The 23,295-nt window shown below is 55.6% G+C and carries 21 protein-coding genes; 4 read left to right on the top strand and 17 right to left on the bottom strand.

The genetic code is table 11. From position 1 onward, the window contains the following. Positions 1–6: 6 nt before the first annotated feature. From rnhB to rpsB, 15 genes are all read right to left on the bottom strand, one after another. Complete coding sequence (rnhB, locus tag CWM54_RS23400) at positions 7–606, bottom strand: ribonuclease HII (protein ID WP_012542806.1); 600 nt, start codon at positions 604–606, stop codon at positions 7–9. Continuing rightward, entirely contained in the window at positions 603–1,754 is a 1,152-nt protein-coding gene (gene lpxB / locus CWM54_RS23395) for a lipid-A-disaccharide synthase (RefSeq protein WP_074386828.1), read from the bottom strand. Before lpxB ends, rnhB begins: the two co-directional genes overlap by 4 nt. Continuing rightward, the gene (gene lpxA, locus CWM54_RS23390) at positions 1,754–2,542 is read right to left on the bottom strand and encodes an acyl-ACP--UDP-N-acetylglucosamine O-acyltransferase (protein ID WP_061155697.1); all 789 of its coding nucleotides are present in this window, start codon (positions 2,540–2,542) and stop codon (positions 1,754–1,756) included. Before lpxA ends, lpxB begins: the two co-directional genes overlap by 1 nt. A 3-nt stretch (positions 2,543–2,545) precedes the next feature. Next, complete coding sequence (gene fabZ, locus CWM54_RS23385) at positions 2,546–3,001, bottom strand: 3-hydroxyacyl-ACP dehydratase FabZ (protein WP_061155698.1); 456 nt, start codon at positions 2,999–3,001, stop codon at positions 2,546–2,548. 105 nt (positions 3,002–3,106) lie between these two features. Further along, positions 3,107–4,132 (bottom strand): UDP-3-O-(3-hydroxymyristoyl)glucosamine N-acyltransferase, encoded by a 1,026-nt coding sequence (gene lpxD / locus CWM54_RS23380; protein ID WP_008807350.1) that lies wholly within the window; start codon positions 4,130–4,132, stop codon positions 3,107–3,109. A gap of 3 nt (positions 4,133–4,135) precedes the next feature. Then, positions 4,136–4,621: a molecular chaperone Skp gene (skp, locus tag CWM54_RS23375; RefSeq protein WP_100681580.1), complete on the bottom strand. Its 486-nt coding sequence runs from the start codon at positions 4,619–4,621 to the stop codon at positions 4,136–4,138. A gap of 121 nt (positions 4,622–4,742) precedes the next feature. After that, positions 4,743–7,172 carry an outer membrane protein assembly factor BamA gene (gene bamA / locus CWM54_RS23370; protein ID WP_061155700.1) on the bottom strand — a complete coding sequence of 810 codons (2,430 nt, stop codon included), beginning with the start codon at positions 7,170–7,172 and terminating at the stop codon, positions 4,743–4,745. Positions 7,173–7,203: 31 nt separating this feature from the next. Next, positions 7,204–8,556 carry a sigma E protease regulator RseP gene (rseP, locus tag CWM54_RS23365; RefSeq protein WP_061155701.1) on the bottom strand — a complete coding sequence of 451 codons (1,353 nt, stop codon included), beginning with the start codon at positions 8,554–8,556 and terminating at the stop codon, positions 7,204–7,206. Between the two features lie 11 nt (positions 8,557–8,567). After that, positions 8,568–9,425, bottom strand: coding sequence for a phosphatidate cytidylyltransferase (gene cdsA, locus CWM54_RS23360; protein ID WP_061155702.1), 858 nt, complete (start codon positions 9,423–9,425; stop codon positions 8,568–8,570). 12 nt (positions 9,426–9,437) lie between these two features. Beyond that, positions 9,438–10,196 (bottom strand): (2E,6E)-farnesyl-diphosphate-specific ditrans,polycis-undecaprenyl-diphosphate synthase, encoded by a 759-nt coding sequence (gene ispU, locus CWM54_RS23355; RefSeq protein WP_012968905.1) that lies wholly within the window; start codon positions 10,194–10,196, stop codon positions 9,438–9,440. Positions 10,197–10,433: 237 nt separating this feature from the next. Then, entirely contained in the window at positions 10,434–11,636 is a 1,203-nt protein-coding gene (gene ispC / locus CWM54_RS23345) for a 1-deoxy-D-xylulose-5-phosphate reductoisomerase (RefSeq protein ID WP_100698644.1), read from the bottom strand. A gap of 227 nt (positions 11,637–11,863) precedes the next feature. Then, entirely contained in the window at positions 11,864–12,421 is a 558-nt protein-coding gene (gene frr / locus CWM54_RS23340) for a ribosome recycling factor (RefSeq protein ID WP_061155704.1), read from the bottom strand. A 150-nt stretch (positions 12,422–12,571) separates the two neighbouring features. Then, on the bottom strand, positions 12,572–13,297 hold the full coding sequence (gene pyrH, locus CWM54_RS23335) for a UMP kinase (protein WP_004098747.1): 726 nt from the start codon (positions 13,295–13,297) through the stop codon (positions 12,572–12,574). Positions 13,298–13,444: 147 nt separating this feature from the next. Continuing rightward, the gene (tsf, locus tag CWM54_RS23330; protein WP_004151930.1) at positions 13,445–14,296 is read right to left on the bottom strand and encodes a translation elongation factor Ts; all 852 of its coding nucleotides are present in this window, start codon (positions 14,294–14,296) and stop codon (positions 13,445–13,447) included. Between the two features lie 119 nt (positions 14,297–14,415). Next, positions 14,416–15,141 carry a 30S ribosomal protein S2 gene (gene rpsB / locus CWM54_RS23325; RefSeq protein WP_061155705.1) on the bottom strand — a complete coding sequence of 242 codons (726 nt, stop codon included), beginning with the start codon at positions 15,139–15,141 and terminating at the stop codon, positions 14,416–14,418. A 322-nt stretch (positions 15,142–15,463) separates the two neighbouring features. Between rpsB and map the strand changes: the two genes are divergently transcribed. The 4 genes from map to CWM54_RS23305 all read left to right on the top strand — a co-directional run bounded on the left by map (position 15,464) and on the right by CWM54_RS23305 (position 20,328). After that, the gene (gene map / locus CWM54_RS23320) at positions 15,464–16,258 is read left to right on the top strand and encodes a type I methionyl aminopeptidase (RefSeq protein ID WP_004204446.1); all 795 of its coding nucleotides are present in this window, start codon (positions 15,464–15,466) and stop codon (positions 16,256–16,258) included. A 57-nt stretch (positions 16,259–16,315) separates the two neighbouring features. Next, on the top strand, positions 16,316–18,979 hold the full coding sequence (gene glnD / locus CWM54_RS23315) for a bifunctional uridylyltransferase/uridylyl-removing protein GlnD (protein ID WP_061155707.1): 2,664 nt from the start codon (positions 16,316–16,318) through the stop codon (positions 18,977–18,979). Positions 18,980–19,009: 30 nt separating this feature from the next. Continuing rightward, on the top strand, positions 19,010–19,834 hold the full coding sequence (gene dapD / locus CWM54_RS23310) for a 2,3,4,5-tetrahydropyridine-2,6-dicarboxylate N-succinyltransferase (RefSeq protein ID WP_002889295.1): 825 nt from the start codon (positions 19,010–19,012) through the stop codon (positions 19,832–19,834). Between the two features lie 107 nt (positions 19,835–19,941). After that, complete coding sequence (locus CWM54_RS23305; RefSeq protein WP_002889292.1) at positions 19,942–20,328, top strand: DUF3461 family protein; 387 nt, start codon at positions 19,942–19,944, stop codon at positions 20,326–20,328. Between the two features lie 117 nt (positions 20,329–20,445). On the opposite strand, the gene cdaR is transcribed toward CWM54_RS23305, so the two are convergent. Both cdaR and degP read right to left on the bottom strand, forming a co-directional pair. Beyond that, positions 20,446–21,603, bottom strand: coding sequence for a DNA-binding transcriptional regulator CdaR (gene cdaR / locus CWM54_RS23300; protein WP_002889289.1), 1,158 nt, complete (start codon positions 21,601–21,603; stop codon positions 20,446–20,448). Positions 21,604–21,770: 167 nt separating this feature from the next. Continuing rightward, entirely contained in the window at positions 21,771–23,204 is a 1,434-nt protein-coding gene (gene degP, locus CWM54_RS23295) for a serine endoprotease DegP (protein WP_008807359.1), read from the bottom strand. Positions 23,205–23,295: the final 91 nt, after the last annotated feature.

Here is a 23,295-nt window from a genome sequence, read left to right as displayed (position 1 = left end):
GGTGACTTAGTTGGACGCCAGGCCCAGGGCACGCTTCACCGGGCCAAAACTGCGCCGGTGATGCTCTGTTGCGCCGTGTTCCTGCAGCTTCTGCAGGTGAACAGCGGTGGGATAGCCTTTGTGCTGGGCAAAACCGTAGTGGGGAAATGCGAGATCCAGCGTGGCCATTTCGGCGTCACGAGTGACTTTTGCCAGAATAGACGCTGCGCTGATTTCTGCCACCCGGCTGTCGCCTTTCACCACCGCCAGGGAGGGCATCGGCAGCGACGGACAGCGGTTGCCATCGATCAGGACAAACTCAGGAACAATGCTCAGGCCGGCGACGGCGCGCTGCATCGCCAGCATAGTGGCATGCAGAATATTCAGCTCGTCGATTTCGTGCGGCTCGGCGCGCCCCAGGCTCCAGCACAGCGCTTTCTCTTTAATCTCATCGCACAGCGCCAGACGACGCTTCTCGCTGAGTTTTTTGGAATCATTCAGACCCACAATCGGCTTCGCCGGATCGAGGATCACCGCCGCGGTCACTACCGCGCCAACCAGTGGCCCGCGGCCAACTTCATCAACGCCGGCAACCAGATGGGTATGCGGATAGACGAACTCCATCATTGTTTTGCTAACTCCAGTACGGCGTCCGCGGCCTGCTCATCGGCGTTGCAGCGGATCTGCTGATGCAGCGCGCGGAACGTCTCATGCATTTCGTGGCTGGTTTTGCCATCGGCCAGCAGCGGCTTCAGGGCGGCAGCCAGCGCCTGCGGCTCGCATTCATCCTGCAGCAGCTCTTTGACCAGCTCGCGCCCGGCCAGCAGATTCGGCAAGGAGACGTAGTCGGTTTTCACCAGACGCTTTGCCAGCCAGAAGGTGAACGGCTTCATGCGGTAGCCAACCACCATCGGGCACTTCGCCAGCATGCACTCCAGCGCCGCCGTCCCGGAGGCCAGCAGCGCGGCGTCGCTGGCGATCATCGCATCGCGCGCCTGACCATCCAGCATATGCACGATCATATCCGGCGCCGTCTCCGCTTTGATTCGCTCAAACTGCTCCCGCCGTTTGGCATTGACCAGCGGCACCACCACCTGCAGATCGGGATAGGTGACGCGTAACAACTGTGCGGTTTTCAGAAAGTCCGCGCTGAGCATTTCGACTTCCGCGCCGCGGCTGCCGGGCAGCAGCGCCAGACAGCGCACATTGTGCGGGATCCCTAACCGGTCACGCGCAGCGTTCTTGTCGGGATCCAGCGGCATCGCATCCGCCATGGTATGGCCGATAAAGCGGCAAGGGACGTTAAATTTGTCATAAAACGCTTTTTCGAAAGGCAGAAATGCCAGCACCAGATCGGTCGATCTGCCGATTTTGAAAACGCGTTTTTGTCGCCAGGCCCAGACCGACGGGCTGACGTAGTGAATCGTTTTGATGCCCTGCTTTTTCAGATTCCCTTCGAGGGTAATATTGAAGTCAGGGGCGTCGATGCCGACGAAGACATCGGGGCGCAGCTCGCCAAAACGGCGGGTTAAATCGGCGCGAATATGCAGTAAGCGGCGTAAGCGACCTAGCACTTCAACAATGCCCATCACCGCCAGCTCTTCCATTTCGTACCAGGCTTCGCACCCTTCCGCCTGCATCAGCGGCCCCGCCACGCCGACAAAGCGTGCATCAGGGATGCGCGCTTTGAGAGCCCGGATGAGGCCTGCACCAAGAATATCGCCGGAGGTTTCTCCGGCGACCAGGGCAATCGTCAGGGGACGCGGTTCAGCCATTAACGAATCAAGCCGCGAGTGGAACGGGCAAAGAAATCGACAAACGGCTGAACTTCAGGATACTGAGTCGCCAGTTCGGCGATTTCCGGTTTGGCTTCGTCCAGCGTTTTGCCGCTGCGGTACAGCAGTTTATACGCGTTACGAATCGCGGTAATCGCCTCACGGCTAAAGCCGCGGCGTTTCAGCCCTTCGATGTTCACGCCAAACGGGGTGGCGTGGTTACCCTGGGCAATCACGAACGGCGGAACGTCCTGCGCCACGCCGGAGCAACCGCCAACCATGACGTGTGCGCCGATGATGCAGAACTGGTGTACTGCAGTCATGCCGCCGATGATGACGAAATCATCCAGAGATACGTGACCAGCCAAGGTTGCGTTATTGGCCAGAATGCAGCGATCGCCAAGCGTACAATCGTGCGCCACGTGGGCGTTGATCATCAGCAGGTTATCGTTGCCCACCTTTGTTAATCCACCGCCCTGTACTGTGCCGCGATGAATGGTGACGCTTTCGCGGATGCGGTTGCGATCGCCAATTTCCACCCGGGTCGGTTCGCCAGCATATTTCAGATCCTGGTTAACTTCGCCGATGGAAGCGAACTGATAGATCTCATTGTCACGGCCGATTTTGGTGTGACCGTTAACGACGACATGAGACTTCAGTACGGTGCCTTCGCCAATTTCGACGTTAGCGCCAACAATACAAAACGGACCAATGTGAACGTTAGCGCCAATGACGGCACCTTCTTCTACAATGGCGGTAGGATGAACAAAAGCGGTTTTATCAATCACGTATCAGGCCTCCCGGCTACGCGCACACATCATCGTCGCTTCGCAAACCACTTTACCGTCAACCATCGCGACGCCCTTAAAGCGGGTCAGGCCACGACGGGTTTTCTCGAAAGTGACTTCCATAATCATCTGATCGCCTGGTACTACCGGACGTTTGAAGCGCGCTTCGTCGATGCCCGCGAAATAGTACAGCTCGCCTGGCTCCAGTTTCCCGACGCTTTTAAATGCCAGAATCCCGGTGGCCTGCGCCATCGCTTCCAGAATCAGCACGCCCGGCAAAATCGGCTTACCAGGGAAGTGCCCCTGGAAAAACGGCTCGTTTACAGAAACATTTTTTACTGCGCGCAGAAAACGACCTTCTTCAAAATCCAGCACGCGGTCTACCAGCAGGAACGGGTAACGGTGAGGCAGAAGTTCCAGAATCTCTTCAATGTGCAGAGTATGAGTGTCAGTAGTCAAAATACTCTTCCTGTCTAAATGTACTAAAAGGCAATAATAACACGGCCTGCGGCAATCTTTTAGCGAATGCAACAGGCCGGAAATGTCATGTGACCAAATGATGAATTAGTCTTGTTGATTAACCTTGCGCTCAATCGCTTTCAGGCGCTTGCTCATCTCGTCAATATTCATCACCAGCGCCGCAGTTTTACGCCACGCCTTGTTCGGCTGCAGCGGAATACCGGAGGAGTATACGCCAGGTTCAGAAATAGGACGCATAACCATCCCCATCCCCGTGACGGTGACTTTATCGCAGATTTCCATATGGCCATTAATCACGCTGGCGCCGCCAATCATGCAGTAGCGGCCAATTTTCAGGCTTCCGGCCATGATCACACCGCCGGCAACCGCGGTATTGTCGCCAATCACCACGTTATGCGCAATCTGACACTGATTATCGATAATGACGCCATTACCGATAAGGGTGTCATCCAGCGCGCCGCGATCGATAGTGGTACAGGCGCCGATCTCCACGCGATCGCCAATAATAACGCGACCAAGCTGCGGGATCTTTACCCAGTTGCCACGATCGTTAGCGTAGCCGAAGCCATCCGCGCCGATCACCGTGCTGGACTGGATCAGGCAATTCTCGCCGATCTCAATCTCATGGTAAATGGTCACGTTGGCCCACAAACGCGAGCCGGCACCAATTTTCGTATTTTTCCCAACGAAGCAGCCTGCGCCGATCACCACGTTATCGCCCAGCACAACACCGGATTCGATAACGGCGTTAGCACCGATCGCCACGTTGTTACCCAGCTTCGCCGACGGATCGATAACCGCGCTCGGCGCGATATCCTGTGCCGGCTGCGGCGTGGTATCAAGAATTTGAGCCATGCGCGCGTAGGTCAGGTAGGGATTACGCACTACCAGCGCGGCGCTATGGGCAAAAGGCAAATCATCCTGCGTCATGACAACGGCAGAAGCCTGACAAGCGGCCAGGTGTTCACGGTACTTAGGGTTGACCATGAAAGTGATTTGGCCCGTTTTCGCGCTCTGCATGGACGCAACGCCGGTGATGACGATATCGCCATCACCGTGTAATTCTGCATCCAACTGCTGCGCGAGATCAGCCAGTCGAATTGAAGGCATTACTTATTTAACCTGTTTCAGCACATCAGCGGTGATGTCTTTTACATCGCTGCTGTTGTATGCAACGGCATTTGCGTCAACCACCAGATCGATGCTCTGATCTTTCGCTACGCTCTGTACAGCAGTCTGGATGCGGGTAACCAGTTTGCCACGCTCTTCGTTAGAACGACGTGCGCGATCTTGCTCAAATGCCTGCGCTTTCTGGGAGAAGCTCTGGCGCTGAGCCATCACGTCTTTTTCCAGTTTGGTACGATCGGCGCCCGGCTTCATGGACTGCAGACGCTGCATTTTTGACTGCAGGTCGCCTTCCATACGCTGCAGTTCGCTAGCGCGGCCTTTGAACTCGTTTTCCAGCGTGTTGGAAACGCCAGTTTTCTGGGCAACCTGTTGGAACAGGCTGTTCATGTTCACCAGGGCAATTTTATCTGCCGCCTGAGCGGAAGTAACCATTGCCAAACCCAGACCTGCAGCTAATAACCACTTTTTCACAATAAACTCCTTACCATCCCATGAGTACCCAGGGGTACCGTTATTTGCGTGGCGAGGCGATAAACGCATTATCGCCTACAGTCAGCGCTATACTGCACTTGCATTCCGTTGCCACCTACAATTACCAGGTTTTACCAATGTTAAACTGGAACTGTTCGGCTTTGTCTCCATCGTACTTTTTGAACGGTTGGGCGTAGGAGAAGACCAACGGCCCCAACGGCGACATCCACTGCACGGCAATACCCGCAGACATACGGATGTTGCTCGGATCACTGTAATCCGGGTAGCCGCCATAGGCGTTCGAATCCCAGTGAGTATCCCATACGGTACCCATATCCCAGAAGAAGGAAGTACGGACCGAGTTCGCATATTTGTCACTAATAAACGGTGTCGGGGTAATCAGCTCCAGGCTGGCCACCGCCATTGCGTTACCGCCCACCGCATCATCAGATTTACACGGTGCGGATTCGGTGCTCTTACAGTCATTGGTATAACCGCTATCGCCATCATGACGGCTGCTCGACGGGAAGTATACCGCCTTCGGACCAATGGTGTTCGACTGGAAACCACGCACGGTGCTGGAACCACCGGCATAGAAGTTCTCATAGAACGGCATCTCTTTGCCGCCGATACCATCGCCATAGCCAAAGCGGGTACGCCCCAGCACTACCCACTGGTGATCGTTGTCGATCGGCACGTAGGTCGCCGTATCCAGCGTCGCTTTGTAGTATTCGTTGTCTGAGCCCGGAATGGTCACCTTACCGTTCAGGTTGACGCGCGAACCTTCCGTTGGGAAGAAGCCGCGGTCAAGCTTGTTATAGGTCCAACCGTAGTTGAAGGTGAAGTCATTCGCACTGAACGAGTTCCGGTCGTTGGTGTTGTCCGGATACTGGCCCATCGAGTTCAGGTAACGCCACATCGCCACCTGCGGCTGCATATTGGACAGGGAGTTATGGACATAACCGACACCGGCGCGCAGCGTATTGTATTCGTTGACCGGGAAGCCCAGCGTGACGTCTGTACCATAGCTTTTGTTGGTATAGTCAGACAGATCCGCATCGTTCGCATCAAAGTCATTATAGAAGATACGACCGCCGAGGCTCACACCGTCTACGGTGAAGTACGGGTTGGTCACCGACAGTTCGGTATAGGTCTGGTAGTCGTTTTTGGTGCCGTTGATCCCGACAGCATAACCCGTACCTAACCAGTTATCCTGCTGGACGCCCGCCTGGAAGCTGACGCCGCTTTCGGTACCGTAGCCGATACCGAAGTTGAAGCTACCGGTATTACGCTCTTTCACCTTGTAGACAACGTCGACTTGGTCCGGGCTGCCCGGCACGCGTTGGGTATCGGTATCCACCGTTTCGAAGAAGCCTAAACGGTTGAGACGGTCTTTACCCTGATCGACGAGATCGCTCCCCAGCCATGCGCCTTCCATCTGGCGCATTTCGCGGCGCAGTACGGCATCTTTGGAGGTGTCGTTGCCTTCGAAGCGAATTTTACGCACGTAATAGCGGTTACCCGCATCGACGTTGACGTGCAGTTTGACGGTCTTATCGCTGTCGTTGATTTCCGGCTGCGACTGAACGCGCGGGTAGGCGTAACCATAACGACCCAACAGTTTCTTGATGTCGTTTTCCATCTTGGTTACTTTCGCGCCGTTGTACAGTTCGCCCGGCTCGACTTTGGTCAGCGCTTCGATTTCGGCCGAATGGCCCGCGAGATCGCCCGTTACCTGCACCCCGGAAAGCTTGTACTGATCGCCTTCGGTGATGTTGACGGTAATGTAGATCCCTTTCTTGTCCGGCGTCAGGCTAACCTGAGTAGAATCGATGTTGAAACGGGCATAGCCGCGATCCAGATAGTAGCTGCGCAGGGTTTCAAGGTCGCCCGCAAGCTTCTGCTTCTGGTATTTACGGTCGCCGACCACGTTCCACCACGGTACCTCATCGCGCAGCTGGAAGTGGGAGATCAGTTCATCGGTCGAAAACGCATGGTTGCCGACGATATTGATCTGCTGAATTTTTGCGGAGACGCCTTCCTGGAAGACCAGCTTCAGATCGACACGGTTACGCGGCAGCGGCGTAACGACCGCTTTGACGCTGGCGCTGTATTTACCGACGCTGTAGTAGAAATCCTCAAGACCCTTCTCGATATCCGCGATGGTCGTGCGGTCAAGCGACTCGCCCACCCGAACACCAGAAGCCTCAAGGTTCTGCTTGAGCATGTCATCTTTCACCGACTTGTTGCCGGAGAAGGTGATGCTGGCGATCGTCGGACGCTCTTTCACCTGCACCAGCAGGGTATCACCGTCGCGCAGGACGCGAACGTCCTCGAAGTTGCCAGTGGCAAACAGCGCGCGAATAGTGTTACTGATATCATCGTCGGTCACCGTATCGCCAGGACGCACTGGCATACTGAGGAGGGCCGCACCAACAGCGACACGCTGCAAGCCTTCGAAATGAATGTCCTTCACCACGAACCCTTCAGCACCGTATACAGTCGCGCTGCTAAACAGCAGCGACGCTATGAGCAACTTTTTCATCGCCATCGTTATTATGCGTTCTTCCTAACAAACTCTCTTATAACCGAGAGAAATCATTGAAAAGTGCAAGCCCCATTAACAGCACCAGCAATATTGAGCCAATGCGATAACTAAAGTCTTGAACTCGCTCGGATACCGGCCCGCCCTTCAGCTTTTCAATCGCCAAAAACAGCAGATGTCCCCCATCCAGTACGGGCAGTGGGAACAGGTTGATGATTCCGAGGTTCACGCTAATCAGCGCAAGGAACATCAGATAATAAATCAACCCAAACTCCGCTGACATTCCAGCCCCCTGAGCGATAGAGATCGGCCCACTGAGGTTGTTCAGTTTGACATCACCGGTTATCAATTTACCCAGCATCCTGACCGTCAGTGACATCAGCTGCCAGGTTTTATCCGTGGCTTCAGCGATGGCGGCAAACGGTCCGTACTGACGTACTGTCTTGTATTCCTCAGGTAGCGGGATGACCTTTGGCACCACCCCTGCGAACCCTTCTGCCTTACCTTTTACCGTTTTCGCATCCGGCGTCAGGGTTAACGGCAGCGCACTCCCCTGCCGTTCAATCTCCAGCGCCAGCGCTTTGCCCGGATTATCTCGCACCAGATTAACAAACGTCATCCACTGCGTTAACGGTTGACCATCGACTTTAACGATCCGGTCGCCCGCTTGCAAACCCGCTTTCTGGGCCGCCGAGCCCGCCTGGACTTCCGCCAGCACCGTATCTATCTGCGCGCTGCGCGGCTGGATCCCCAGCGAGGTCACGGGATCTTGCTTATCTGGCTCAAACGCCCAGTGCCGCAGATCGACGATTTTATCCTGGCGCTGATTGGTCCCGAAAGGGGCGACGGTAAGTATTGTTTGCGAGTTGCCGATTTTGGCCACCAGCTGCATACGCACCGCATCCCAATCAGGCGTTTCGATACCATCTATCGCTTTAAGTTCCGTTCCTTTTGCAATTTGTGCTTGCGCGGCAACCGAATTGGGCGTTATTTCACCCACCACCGGCCGCACGCCGGGAACGCCGATGATAAAGACCAGCCAGTAGGCAAAGATTGCGAAAAGGAAGTTAGCGATGGGGCCTGCGGCAATCACCGCCGCACGCTGGCCGACGGTTTTATTGTTGAAAGCGTAGTGGCGCATCTCCGGCGCTACCGCCTCGACGCGCTCGTCCAGCATCTTGACGTAGCCGCCCAGCGGGATCAAAGCAATGACGAACTCCGTGCCCTGCTTATCCATCCGCCGCCACAGCGCTTTGCCAAAGCCAATAGAAAAACGCTCAACCCGGATGCCGCAGCGGCGCGCCACCCAAAAATGGCCAAACTCATGCACCGTAATCAGTACGCCAAGCGCAATGATAAAAGCTGCCAGATTCCAGAGCACGCTCAGCATATAACCTTCCGTCAAATCGTCCTGAAGACCAACAGTAGCAGACAGGCGAAGACCGGTACCGCCGCCGTCAGGCTGTCGATACGATCGAGAATACCGCCGTGTCCGGGAATCAAGTGCCCGCTATCCTTAATGCCGGCCTCGCGCTTAAACATACTTTCCGTCAGGTCGCCCAGCACGGAAGCCAGGGCCGCCACCACGGAACAGACCAGTAGCACCGTCGGCGTGACGTCAAGATGCGCCCACACCCCGTAAGCCCAGGAGATCACGGCCGCCGTCAGCAAACCGCCAAAAAAACCCTGCCAGGTTTTTCCCGGTGAAACCTTCGGCGCCAGCTTATGCTTACCGAACATTTTACCAAACATGTAGGCGCCCGAGTCGGCACCCCAGACCAGGATCATGACGTACAGCAGCCACACCGCACCGCTGTAGTGGTTATCGGTATAGTGCCAGGCGCGCAGCGCCAGCATGCCCCAGAAAAACGGGACGATGGTCAATATGCCGAAGATAAGGCGCAGCACTTTGGAATGGCGCCAGAATGCCGCCGACGCTGGGTACGATAACACCAGCAACAGGGCGACGATCCACCAGGCGAACGAGGCCCAGAGTGAACCTTCAACCATCGGTTGATGAACGTCATAATGGTATTCAGGCAGCAGAAAAAGCATGGCAGCCAGCAGAAGGCCGCACAGCACCGCCAGCCAGACCCGCTGCGACGTTGAGTTGAAACCGCTCAGTTGCCCCCACTCCCACGCGGCGAGCATACAGACCACGAGGGTCACGATAGCAAACCCCATCGGCGGCAATAAGAACAGCGCCGCAATGACGACGGGAATTAAGACGAAAGCAGATATCAGGCGATACTTCAGCAAAAGTGACCCCCATCAGGCATGACTGCCACCCGGCTCAGTGCCGCCGAAACGACGCTCTCGATTAACAAAGGCATGGAGTGCACCTTCAAAGTCCTGTTCAGCAAAATCGGGCCAAAGAACATCCGTAAAGTAAAGTTCGGCATAGGCAATTTGCCAAATCAAAAAGTTACTTATTCGGTGCTCTCCCCCGGTCCTAATAACTAAATCAACGGGAGCCAGTTCATGCATGCAGACCTGCTGACTCAGCATCTCTTCCGTGATCTCTTCAGGCAGCAGCGTCCCGTCCTGCACTTGTTTGGCCAGCAGACGAACGCCCTGGGTAATATCCCAGCGACCACCGTAATTTGCCGCAATGTTCAGCGTTAAGCCGGTATTGTTTGCGGTCAACGCTTCCGCTTTGCGGATGCGTTCCTGCAGGCGTGCATTGAAGCGCGTGGTGTCGCCAATCACCCGCAAACGCACATTGTGTCGGTGCAGACTTTTGACTTCGCTATCCAGCGCCCAGACGAACAGTTCCATCAGCGCGCTGACTTCCTGAGCCGGACGGTTCCAGTTTTCGCTGCTGAACGCGTATAACGTTAACGCCTCAATTCCATTATTCGCCGCAAAGGAGACCGCACGACGCACGGATTTCGCACCGGCCTTGTGCCCGAAAGCGCGAATTTTACCTTGCCGTTTCGCCCAACGGCCGTTGCCATCCATAATAATGGCGACATGACGGCAGCCATGTGTTGGCGATATTTCGCTGACAGTTTGATTAGCAGACAACATCACGCGTTTTAAGTCCATAATAAGGATTAACTAGCCACCAAACAGAGGCCACCGGGCCGCGCTGGATACGCATTTTTATCCGATGCCGGGGCTGCAGCCAATCGCAGAGAACAACCAAAAGCTTTACGCAAAAAAGCCGTGTTTTGCCACGGCCACCGTAATCTTTAACAACAAAATGCAACGATCGGGTGGCGCAGACTATATCACCGAAGCCTTTCGCCCACAAATACCACCGCGTTACGCCTGCGCGCCCAAACGCTTCAGCTGCTGGTGAGCTACCGCACGAGCGTCAGCGTCGATAACCAGAACGTCATCAATGCTTTGCGGCTCCTGCAGGTTCATCTTATCCAGCACCGCCAGATTCACCGCCGCAATATCGGTAAAGCGGATATCGCCATGCAGAAACGCGGCAACCGACTCTTCATTGGCCGCATTCAGCGCCGTGGTGGCCGCCTGGCCGACATCAAACGCGTCCATCGCCAGCTTCAGGCAGGGATAGCGGGCGTAGTCCGGCGCGGAGAAGCTCAGGTTGCTCAGCTGGCAGAAGTCCAGCGGTTTGGCCCCGGAGGTCAGGCGCTGCGGCCAGCCCATGGTATGGGCAATCGGCGTGCGCATATCCGGCTCCCCAAGCTGGGCCAGCACGCTGCCGTCCTGATAGCGAACCATCGAGTGGATCACCGACTGCGGGTGGATCAGCACTTCCATCTGCTGCGCCGAGGCATTGAACAGCCAGCGCGCTTCAATATACTCCAGACCTTTGTTCATCATCGTGGCTGAGTCGACGGAGATCTTACGTCCCATTGACCAGTTTGGATGGCGGCAGGCCTGATCCGGGGTCATCGCCGACAGTTCAGCCACGTCCGTCTCGCGGAAAGGGCCTCCTGAACCAGTCAACAGAATCGACGAAACGCCATTCTGGGTGAGGTCAGCGTATCCCAGATGCTGTTGAATTGTCTCCGGCATACTCTGAAAAATAGCGTTATGTTCGCTATCGACCGGCAGTAATCGCGCCCCCGACCGCTGAACGGCCTCCATGAACAAGCGACCGCAGGTCACCAGCGATTCTTTATTCGCCAACAACACCGTTTTCCCGGCGCGGATCGCCGCCAGCGTCGGCACCAGTCCCGCCGCGCCGACGATAGCCGCCATCACCTGATCGACCTCATCCAGCGCCGCGACCTCAGCTGCCGCCTGCTGGCCGCTCAACACCTCGGTACGGCAGCCATGCTCATGCAGACGGGTGCGCAACTGCTCAGCGCTTTGCGCATCATCCATCACCGCGAAGCGAGGGGTAAATTCCAGGCATTGTTCAACCATGCGGTCAACGTTTTTCCCCGCGACCAGCGCGGCGACGGAAAAGCAACCAGGGTTATGGCGTACCACGTCCAGCGTGCTACAGCCAATGGATCCGGTCGAACCGAGAACGGTTAATTGCTTCATGAGACGTCCAGAAGAAAGGAAACAGAATAAAAAGCAAAACGCCGCCAGCAAGCCCCTACGCGACAACTATCGGGGATAAGACGGCGGCATCAGGCCTTCAACTTAGCGCTAAAGGCTACAAGGCCAGCCGTCTCAACGCAATCCCGAGAATTGAGCGTACAGTCTTCTGTACGGCGTTTCAGATTTTACTCAGGCCAGGAAGTGTCGGCCCGAGCAACAGCAGAGCATCAGAACTGCATCAGTTCCGCTTCTTTATCTGCCAGCGCCGCGTCAACTTTCTTGATGGCGGCGTCAGTCATTTTCTGCACGTCGTCCTGAGAACGGCGATCGTCATCTTCGCTGATCTCTTTCTCTTTGAGCAGAGCTTTAACTTTGTCGTTCGCATCACGGCGAACGTTACGCACGGCGACACGCGCCTGCTCCGCTTCGCCACGCACGATCTTGGTCAGATCTTTACGACGTTCTTCGGTCAGCGGCGGCAGCGGAACACGAATATCGCTGCCGGCAGAGCTTGGGTTCAAACCGAGGTCGGACGCCATGATTGCTTTTTCAACGGCCGGGCTCATGGAGCGGTCAAAGACGTTGATTTTCAGCGTACGGGAGTCTTCTACCGTAACGCTGGCCAGCTGGCGCAGCGGGGTCGGGGTACCGTAGTATTCAACAATAATCCCGTCCAGCAGGCTTGGAGAAGCACGACCCGTGCGAATTTTGCTGATTTGGTTTTTGAATGCTTCAACGCATTTTTCCATGCGGATTTCAGCATCTTTTCTGATATCGCTAATCACGTTACGAATCCTTGAAAACTTGTCTCAGTCAGACCAGACGGGGCACCCGTCGGAAAATGAGCTAAGTATAGTCAGATTTAATGAAAATCACCGGGCAATATCCCCGCGAAAGTAAAGCGGAATATTACCCGGATTTGGCGCTGACGGGAATTATTCCGTGATCAATGTGCCTTCTTTTTCGCCCATCACCACGCGACGCAGGGCGCCGGGTTTGTTCATGTTGAAGACGCGAATCGGCAATTTGTGGTCACGCGCCAGGGTGAAGGCCGCCAGATCCATCACTTTCAGCTCTTTATCCAGCACTTCGCTGTAGGTCAGCTGATCGTACATGGTGGCAGAAGGATCTTTTGCCGGATCCGCGGTAAACACACCGTCAACCTTGGTCGCTTTCAGCACCACGTCGGCTTCAATTTCAATACCACGCAGGCAGGCTGCGGAGTCGGTGGTAAAGAACGGGTTGCCGGTACCCGCGGAGAGGATCACCACGCGGTTGTTGCGCAGCAGGCTGATCGCCTCTGCCCAGCTGTAGTTGTCGCACACGCCGTTCAGCGGGATGGCGGACATCAGACGAGCGTTCACATAGGCGCGGTGGAGCGCATCACGCATTGCGAGGCCGTTCATGACCGTTGCCAGCATGCCCATGTGGTCGCCCACAACGCGGTTCATACCCGCTTTCGCCAGACCAGCACCACGGAACAGGTTACCGCCACCAATTACTACGCCAACCTGAATACCCAGCTCAACCAGCTCTTTGATCTCCTGAGCCATGCGGTCAAGTATGCTTGCATCAATACCGAAGCCTTCTGAGCCCTGCAGCGCTTCGCCACTTAATTTCAGCAGAATACGTTTGTAGACGGGTTTTGCATTGGTAGCCATGTTTCTTTCCTGAGACTGTCAACGAGTGAGATATGAGAATTCTGGCGACATTGTATGTCGCATTTCAGCGCGGTCACTATACGCAGTTGGCTGAATTTACAAAATGGGCGCAAAAAGAAGCCGCCCTCAGGCGGCTCCTTGTAAAAATTAAGACTGCTTGGACATCGCAGCAACTTCTGCTGCAAAGTCAGTCTCAACTTTCTCGATGCCTTCGCCCACTTCAAAGCGGATGAAGCCAGTCACGTCAGCATTATGCTCTTTCAGCAGCTGACCAACAGATTTGCTCGGCTCCATAACGAAAGGCTGACCCGTCAGAGAAACTTCGCCGGTGAATTTCTTCATGCGGCCTTCAACCATTTTCTCTGCGATTTCTTTCGGCTTACCAGACTGCATCGCGATGTCCAGCTGAACCTGGTACTCTTTTTCTACGACTTCAGCAGACACGTCTTCCGGCTTAACGAATTCCGGCTTGCTTGCTGCAACGTGCATTGCCAGCTGCTTAACCAGCTCTTCGTCAGCGCCTTTAGCGGCAACCAGAACGCCGATGCGCGCACCGTGCTGGTAGCTACCCAGAACGTCGCCTTCCAGAACAGCGATACGACGAATGTTGATGTTCTCACCGATTTTAGCAACCAGCGCAACACGTTCTTCTTCGAACTGCGCTTTCAGAACTTCAACGTCGGAGATTTTACCAGCAACAGCTGCGTCCAGTACTTTGTCAGCAAATGCCTGGAAACCACCATCTTTAGCAACGAAGTCAGTCTGGCAGTTAACTTCCAGAATGTAACCGTAGTTGCCTTCGATTTTGGTTTTGATCACGCCGTCAGCAGCCACGTTGCCTGCTTTCTTCGCCGCTTTGATCGCGCCGGATTTACGCATGTTTTCGATTGCCAGCTCGATGTCGCCATTCGCTTCAGTCAGCGCTTTTTTGCAATCCATCATGCCTGCGCCAGTACGTTCGCGCAGCTCTTTTACCAGGGAAGCGGTAATTTCAGCCATTCTAAAATCCTCGGGAGATGTGGATACTGCCCGGCCAGCGGCCAAACAGCGTAAATTGAAAAAAGGGGCCTGTAATGGGCCCCTATTCATACACGGTACTAATAAGGGCTTAAACCTTATTATTCAGCTTCTACGAAGCTTTCTTCCGCCTGAGAAGCCAGGTCCTGAGAGCGGCCTTCACGAACGGTAGCAGCAACAGCGCCCAGGTACAGGGTCACTGCGCGGATTGCATCGTCGTTACCCGGGATAACGAAGTCTACGCCGTCCGGATCAGAGTTGGTATCAACGATAGCAAATACCGGGATACCCAGGTTGTTTGCTTCTTTGATAGCGATGTGCTCGTGGTCAGCGTCGATAACGAACAGTGCGTCCGGCAGGCCGCCCATGTCTTTGATACCGCCCAGGCTGTTTTCCAGCTTGTCCAGCTCACGAGTGCGCATCAGCGCTTCTTTCTTGGTCAGCTTCTCGAAAGTACCGTCCTGGGACTGAGTTTCCAGATCTTTCAGACGTTTGATGGACTGACGAACGGTTTTCCAGTTAGTCAGCATACCGCCCAACCAGCGATGGTTCACGAAGAACTGGTCGCAGCTGTTAGCAGCTTCTTTTACCGCTTCGCTTGCAGCGCGCTTAGTACCAACGAACAGGATCTTGCCTTTACGGGCAGAGATTTTGTTCAGCTCAGCCAGAGCTTCGTTGAACATCGGTACCGTTTTCTCAAGGTTGATGATGTGAACTTTGTTACGCGCGCCGAAGATGAAAGGCTTCATTTTCGGGTTCCAGTAACGGGTCTGGTGACCAAAGTGAACACCAGCCTTGAGCATGTCGCGCATGGAAACAGTTGCCATGTTTAAAACCTCTATAGATTAAATTGGGGTTATGCCTCCACGTATCCCATATTACCGACCCCGAAGGGCACCCCGGAATATGTGCCGATACGTGTGTGTTATTTACACAATATGAGTATGTCGCTTACGTCCATCCTTGTGTATCTGAGATGGAACGGAAGTCCGGCGCGCTTTATACCACAAAATCAATCCAGACACCAACTCTTGTTGACGTCACGTGCTGTTAATGATTCTCAATTTGGCACCAGCCTGCCCGGACTGTTACCATTGGCAGGACTTACTCTATTATTGTCGAAAATATCGACACTGCTGGACATACTCCATGGCTATCTCTATCAAGACATCTGAAGACATTGAAAAAATGCGCGTTGCCGGCCGCCTGGCCGCTGAAGTGCTGGAAATGATCGAACCCTGGGTTAAACCGGGCGTCAGCACCGGCGAACTGGACCGCATCTGTAACGACTATATCGTTAACGAGCAGAAGGCCATTTCCGCCTGCCTCGGCTATCACGGCTATCCGAAGTCCGTCTGCATTTCGGTCAACGAAGTGGTTTGCCACGGTATCCCTGACGACGGCAAGCTGCTGAAAGATGGCGATATCGTTAACATCGACGTGACGGTCATTAAAGATGATTTCCATGGCGATACCTCCAAAATGTTTATCGTCGGTAAACCGACGATTCTCGGCGAGCGCCTGTGCCGCATCACTCAGGAAAGCCTGTATCTGGCACTGAAAATGGTGAAGCCGGGGATCAACCTGCGCACCATCGGCGCTGCTATCCAGAAATACGTTGAAGCCGAAGGTTTTTCCGTGGTGCGCGAATACTGCGGTCACGGTATTGGCCGCGGCTTCCATGAAGAGCCGCAGGTGCTGCACTACGACTCACCGGAGACCAACGTTGTACTCAAACCCGGCATGACCTTCACCATCGAGCCGATGGTCAACGCCGGTAAAAAAGAGATCCGCAGTATGAAAGACGGCTGGACGGTGAAAACTAAAGACCGGAGCTTGTCTGCGCAGTACGAGCATACTATTGTGGTGACAGACAACGGCTGCGAAATTCTGACGCTACGCAAGGATGACACCATCCCGGCGATAATCTCGCACGATGAATGATGAAAAGCCGGCGCCCGCCGGCTTTTTTATTAGATAGTTTTTTCTTATGGTGACGCGATGAGCAACTCATTACCTGACACAGCCTCCCCTCTTCTGCCCGTCCCGCCGGAACATCCGGTGAGCTGGCCGCAGGGCGATCTGAACTGTGCTGCAATTAAGGCGCACATCGATACCTTCCAGCACTGGCTGGGTGAGGCGTTTGACTCCGGCATCGCTGCGGAGCAGCTCATTGCGGCGCGCACCGAATTTATCGACCAGCTGCTGCAGCGGTTGTGGATAGCCTGCGGCTTTGAATCCGTCTGCGATCTGGCGCTGGTCGCCGTCGGCGGCTATGGCCGCGGCGAGCTGCATCCGCTCTCTGACGTCGACCTGCTGATCCTCAGCCGCAAAAAGCTGCCGGACGACCAGGCGCAAAAGGTCGGCGAACTGCTGACGCTGCTGTGGGACGTTAAGCTGGAGGTGGGCCACAGCGTACGTACCCTCGAAGAGTGTCTGCTCGAAGGCCTCTCGGATCTCACCGTCGCCACTAACTTGATTGAATCGCGCCTGCTGATCGGCGACGTCGCGCTGTTCCTTGAGCTACAAAAACATATTTTTAGCGACGGCTTCTGGCCATCGGAAAAGTTCTTCGCCGCCAAGGTCGAAGAACAGAACGTCCGTCATCAACGCTATCACGGCACCAGCTATAACCTGGAGCCGGACGTGAAAAGCAGCCCCGGCGGCCTGCGCGACATCCATACGCTACAGTGGGTAGCTCGCCGCCATTTTGGCGCCACCTCGATGGATGAGATGGTCGGCTTCGGCTTTCTGACCGAAGCCGAGCGCAATGAGCTCAACGAGTGCCTGCACCAGCTGTGGCGCATCCGTTTCGCGCTGCATCTCGAGCTCACGCGCTATGACAACCGCCTGCTTTTCGACCGTCAGCTCAGCGTCGCCCGCCGGCTCGGCTATGAAGGCGACGGCAACCAGCCGATTGAGCATATGATGAAGGACTTCTTCCGCGTCACCCGCCGGGTGAGCGAGCTGAACCAGATGCTGCTTCAGCTGTTTGAAGAGGCTATTCTCGCCCTGACCGAGGATGAAAAACCGCGCCCGATAGACGATGACTTCCAGCTGCGCGGCACCCTTATTGATCTGCGTGACGACACGCTGTTTATTCGCGAACCGCAGGCCATTCTGCGCATGTTTTATATGATGGTACGCAACAGCACCATCACCGGCATCTACTCCACGACGTTGCGCCATCTGCGCCATGCCCGGCGCCATCTGACCCAGCCGCTGTGCTATATCCCGGAGGCGCGTACGCTCTTTCTCAGCATGCTACGCCATCAGGGGGCGGTAAGCCGCGGACTACTGCCGATGCATCGCCACAGCGTGCTGTGGGCCTATATGCCGCAGTGGTCACATATCGTCGGCCAGATGCAGTTCGACCTGTTTCACGCCTACACCGTCGATGAACACACCATCCGCGTGATGCTGAAGCTGGAGAGCTTTGCCAAAGAAGAGACCCGCAGCCGCCACCCGCTGTGCGTGGAGCTATGGCCGCGCTTAACGCACCCGGAGCTGATTTTAATTGCCGCCCTGTTCCACGACATCGCAAAAGGGCGCGGCGGCGACCACTCGATCCTCGGCGCGCAGGATGTGCTGAAGTTTGCCGAGCTACATGGGCTGAACTCCCGCGAAACGCAGCTTGTCGCCTGGCTGGTGCGTCACCATCTGCTGATGTCGGTCACCGCCCAACGGCGCGACATTCAGGATCCGGAGGTGATTAAGCAGTTCGCCGAGGAAGTGCAAACGGAAAATCGCCTGCGCTATCTGGTGTGCCTGACCGTCGCCGATATCTGCGCCACCAACGAAACGCTGTGGAACAGCTGGAAGCAGAGCCTGCTGCGCGAACTCTATTTCGCTACCGAGAAGCAGCTGCGTCGCGGCATGCAAAGCACCCCGGATATGCGCGAACGGGTGCGTCATCATCAGCTGCAGGCGCTGGCCCTGCTGCGGATGGACAATATTAATGAAGAGGCGCTGCATCAGATCTGGAACCGCTGCCGCGCCAACTATTTCGTGCGGCATACGCCGACGCAGCTCGCCTGGCACGCCCGCAACCTGCTGCGCCACGATCTGAATAAGCCGATGATCCTGCTGAGCTCGCAGGCCACCCGCGGCGGTACGGAGATTTTTATCTGGAGCCCGGATCGCCCTTATCTGTTTGCCGCGGTGTGCGGCGAGCTGGACCGCCGCAACCTCAGCGTCCACGACGCGCAGATCTTCACCACCCGTGACGGCATGGCGATGGATACCTTTATTGTCCTCGAACCCGACGGCAGCCCGCTTTCCGCTGATCGCCACGAAGCGATTCGCCACGGTCTTGAACAGACGATAACTCAGCGCAGCTGGGAGCCTCCGGCCCCACGTCGTCAGGCGGCAAAACTGCGTCACTTCTCCGTGGTCACCGAGGTGAATTTCCTGCCAACACACACCGACCGAAAATCGTTTCTGGAGCTGATTGCGCTCGATCAGCCCGGGCTGCTCGCCCGCGTCGGACAGGTGTTCGCCGACCTCGGTATTTCGCTTCACGGGGCGCGAATTACGACAATTGGTGAGCGAGTAGAAGATTTATTTATAATCGCCACCGCCGACCGGCGTGGCCTTAATAATGAGCTACAACAAGAAGTGCAACAACGGTTGACAGAGGCCCTCAATCCAAACGATAAAGGGTGACGTATTTTTTTTAGTGAATGGAAAGAAACAATGCAGCAGTTACAGAACGTTATTGAGTCCGCCTTCGAGCGTCGCGCCGACATCACGCCGGCCAATGTGGATACCGTGACCCGCGAAGCGGTAAACCAGGTTATCGCCCTTCTGGATTCCGGCGCGCTGCGCGTCGCTGAGAAGATCGATGGTCAGTGGGTGACGCATCAATGGCTGAAGAAAGCGGTACTGCTCTCTTTCCGTATTAACGATAACCAGGTTATCGATGGTGCGGAAAGCCGCTACTTCGATAAAGTACCGATGAAATTCGCTGACTATGACGAAGCGCGTTTCCAGAAAGAAGGTTTCCGCGTGGTGCCGCCGGCAGCGGTACGTCAGGGCGCATTCATCGCCCGCAACACCGTGCTGATGCCGTCCTACGTTAACATCGGCGCCTACGTTGACGAAGGCACCATGGTTGATACCTGGGCTACCGTCGGCTCCTGCGCGCAGATCGGTAAAAACGTTCACCTGTCCGGCGGCGTCGGCATCGGTGGCGTACTGGAGCCGCTGCAGGCGAACCCGACCATCATCGAAGACAACTGCTTCATCGGCGCGCGCTCTGAAGTGGTTGAAGGGGTGATTGTTGAAGAAGGCTCCGTGATCTCCATGGGCGTCTACCTGGGTCAGAGCACCAAAATCTACGATCGCGAAACCGGTGAAGTCTTCTACGGCCGCGTACCGGCTGGCTCGGTGGTCGTGTCAGGCAACCTGCCGTCGAAAGATGGTAAATACAGCCTGTACTGCGCGGTAATCGTTAAGAAAGTCGATGCCAAAACCCGCGGCAAAGTCGGCATTAACGAACTGCTGCGCACCATCGACTAAAGCAAATAAAAAGCGGGAGATATCCCGCTTTTTTTATATTTGATGCTGGCGAAAATGGATTTTTTCGTTAATTATTCAATGGTTATGATGCTATCAAAGGTACCGTTATGTACGATAATCTGAAAAGTCTTGGCATTACCAACCCTGATGAAATCGATCGCTATAGCCTGCGGCAGGAAGCTAACAACGACATCCTGAAAATCTATTTTCAGAAAGACAAAGGCGAATTCTTCGCCAAGAGCGTGAAGTTCAAATACCCGCGTCAGCGCAAAACCGTCGTCGCCGACGGCGTCGGCCAGGGCTACAAAGAGGTCCAGGAGATCAGTCCGAACCTGCGCTACGTCATCGATGAACTGGATCAGATCTGTCAGCGCGATCGCACTGAAATCGATCTCAAGCGTAAAATCCTCGACGACTTACGCCATCTGGAAAGTGTGGTCACCAACAAGATCAGCGAAATCGAAGCCGATCTGGAAAAGCTCACCCGTAAGTAACAGCGTTCCCGGCGGCGCACCGCCTGACCGGGCAAACGATATAATCTGCCGCTTACGCCATGCATCCTCCAGGCCGGGTAAGGCGAAACCGCCTCCCGGCATTTTTATCTCAATTCCCTATCGTTGTTCATCCAGCTGCAGGGCAATATAGAGCAGCAGCCGATCGTCAAAGCTGCCGAGATCCAGACCGGTCAGTTCCGAGATACGGTTTAACCGATACTCCAGGGTATTGCGATGAATAAACAGCGCTTTTGACGTCGCCAGCGGCTGCACGTTATGGCGAAACCACGCCTGCAGCGTACGTCGCAGCAAACCGTTGTTATCCATTGCCTTCAAACGCGCCAGTGGACGAGCCAGTTCATTGGCCTGCCAGCCGCCGCGCAGGCTGTCGAGCAGCACCGGCAGCATCAGATCCTGATAGAAATAGCTGCGGCTCTCCGGCATCCGCTGCTTACCCACCATCATTGTCGTCCGTGCGGTACGGTAAGAACGGGCGATGCTCCCGGGGCCGGTGAAGAAGTTGCCCAGCGCCACGCGAAAGCGGAGCTGGCCATTCTCTTTCATCCTGGCGATAAGCTGCTCGACGCGCCGGACGTGATCGTCGGCATCCCAGCGACCAAAGCTGTTCAGCGCCGGTTTTAGCACCACCATTTCCGTGAGTGACACAATGGCCACCAGGTTATTGCGATCGGGGGTGGTCAGCGCGTTCTGCAGCTGCTGCAATTCAGCCATCGCACTGTCCACACCGAGCTGGCCGCTGTCCACCTCAATCATCGCCACCACCCGCGGCTGATTGAGATCGATACCTAACCGCTGAGCCCATTCGTTCAGCGCCGGGGTATGCTCTTCCGCCTGAATCAGGTTCATCACCAGCTCTTCGCGCAGTCGGCTGTCCTGCGCCAGGAGATGCATCAGTCGCGACTGCTCCAGCATCATCTCTGCCGTCATGCACACCAGCTCGCCATATTTTCGTAACGATTCAGGCTCGCCCGTCAGGCCGATCACCCCGACGATTTCACCTTCGAGACGCAGCGGCAGGTTGATCCCCTGGCGCACTCCGTGCAGATGGCGAGCGACCGCGTCGTCGATATCCACTACCCGCCCCTGGGAGAGCACCAGCAGCGCGCCTTCGTGCAATTCACCAATCCTTTCGCGATCGCCGCTGCCGATAATCCGCCCGCGGGCATCCATCACGTTGATGTTGGTATCGATGATGCGCATCGTCCGCGCCACAATATCCTGCGCCATTTTGGTATCAAGATGCCAGCCAGCCATGTAATCCTCCCCTATGCAGGGGACCAGCATAAAAGAGTCATCGCCCTGCTGCATTGTGCATATGCCCGAAGGCGGGGCGAGATATGCGGAGTTGTGGAAGCGGTCACAGAACGAAAAAAAGCCCCTGCCCTCGACGAGGGAAGGGGCTATGGTGCTCGCGCTGACGATTACTGCAACAGCAGGTAGATAGAGGCGTCGCCGCGCTGAATGTTCAGCGCCAGTACTGACGGTTTGGCGTCGAAGATTTTCCGCAGATCGGCGATATTTTTCACCGGCTGCTGGTTCGCCCCGACAATAATATCGCCTTTCTTGAGGCCAATCTGCGCCGCCGGAGTACCGGCTTTCACATTATTGACCACCACGCCCTTGTCCTGACCCTTGTTGCTCATTTCCGCCCCTTCAATCCCGTTGAAGATGGTGCTGGAATCAACCTGGGTCTGGTTGCTCTGCTGCAGTTCGACGGTAACGGTGACCGGTTTGCCGTCGCGCAGCAGGCCAAGCTCAACTTTGCTACCGATAGGCATAGTGCCGACCTGAGCACGCAGCGCGGCGAAGCTGCTGATCGCCTTGCCGTTGAGGGTAGTGATCACATCGCCGGCTTTAATACCCGCTTTCGCCGCAGCCGAACCTGGCATCACCTGGCTGACGAAGGCGCCGCGCTGGGCGTCGACTTTCATCGCTTTCGCCAGTTCAGAGTTCAGTTCGGTACCCATGATGCCGAGCTCACCGCGTTTCACCTGGCCATATTTCACCATCTGCTCGGTCAGGTTTTTCACCATGTTGCTCGGGATAGCAAAACCGATACCGATGTTGCCGCCGTCCGGCGCCAGGATGGCGGTGTTAATGCCGATCAGCTCACCGTTGAGGTTCACCAGCGCACCGCCGGAGTTCCCGCGGTTAATCGCCGCATCGGTCTGGATAAAGTTTTCGTAGTTTTCCACGTTCAGGCCGCTACGGCCCAGCGCGGAGACAATCCCGGAGGTCACGGTTTCGCCCAGACCGAACGGGTTACCGATAGCCACGGTGTAGTCGCCAACGCGCAGCGCGTCAGAATCAGCCAGCTTAATCGCCGTCAGGTTTTTCGGATCCTGAATCTGAATCAGCGCGATATCGGAGCGCGGATCTTTACCCACGACTTTGGCATCAAACTTACGGCCATCGCTCAGTTGAACCTTAATCGTGGTGGCGTTGTCCACAACGTGGTTGTTGGTCACCACATACCCTTTGGCCGCATCAATGATGACGCCGGAGCCCAGCGCCATAAATTTCTGCTGCTGGCCGCCGTCAGGCTGACCGCCCTGTCCACCGCCCTGGCAAAACGGTGAACTTTGGAAAGGAGAACCATCCTGGCAGAACGGCGAGTTATCGCCAAAGAACTGCTGGAAGTTACGCGGCATCCGTGGGGTATTAACGGTGGTGCTACCTTCAACGTTAATGCTCACCACCGATGGCATCACCTTCTCCAGCATCGGGGCCAGGCTTGGCATCTGCTGCGCATTAGTCGCCGAAGATGCCGTTTCTGCCGCGCTCGCAGAGAGCGGGGACAACGCCAGACCTAAACTCAGAGCCAGTGCACTCATTGCTAACGTGGTTTTTTTCATCAGTTTCAATCTCAATATCAGATAACGAAAGTTGCTGTGTACGTGACTATCAGAGTCATTTTATAGCGCTAAGTTCCGGAATTAAGTTTCT

Source organism: Klebsiella sp. D-Nf1 (genome assembly GCF_002810515.1).
Lineage (GTDB): Bacteria > Pseudomonadota > Gammaproteobacteria > Enterobacterales > Enterobacteriaceae > Klebsiella > Klebsiella variicola.
The sequence above is the reverse complement of the archived record's forward strand: the minus strand, read 5'-3'. Positions and strand labels throughout refer to the sequence as shown.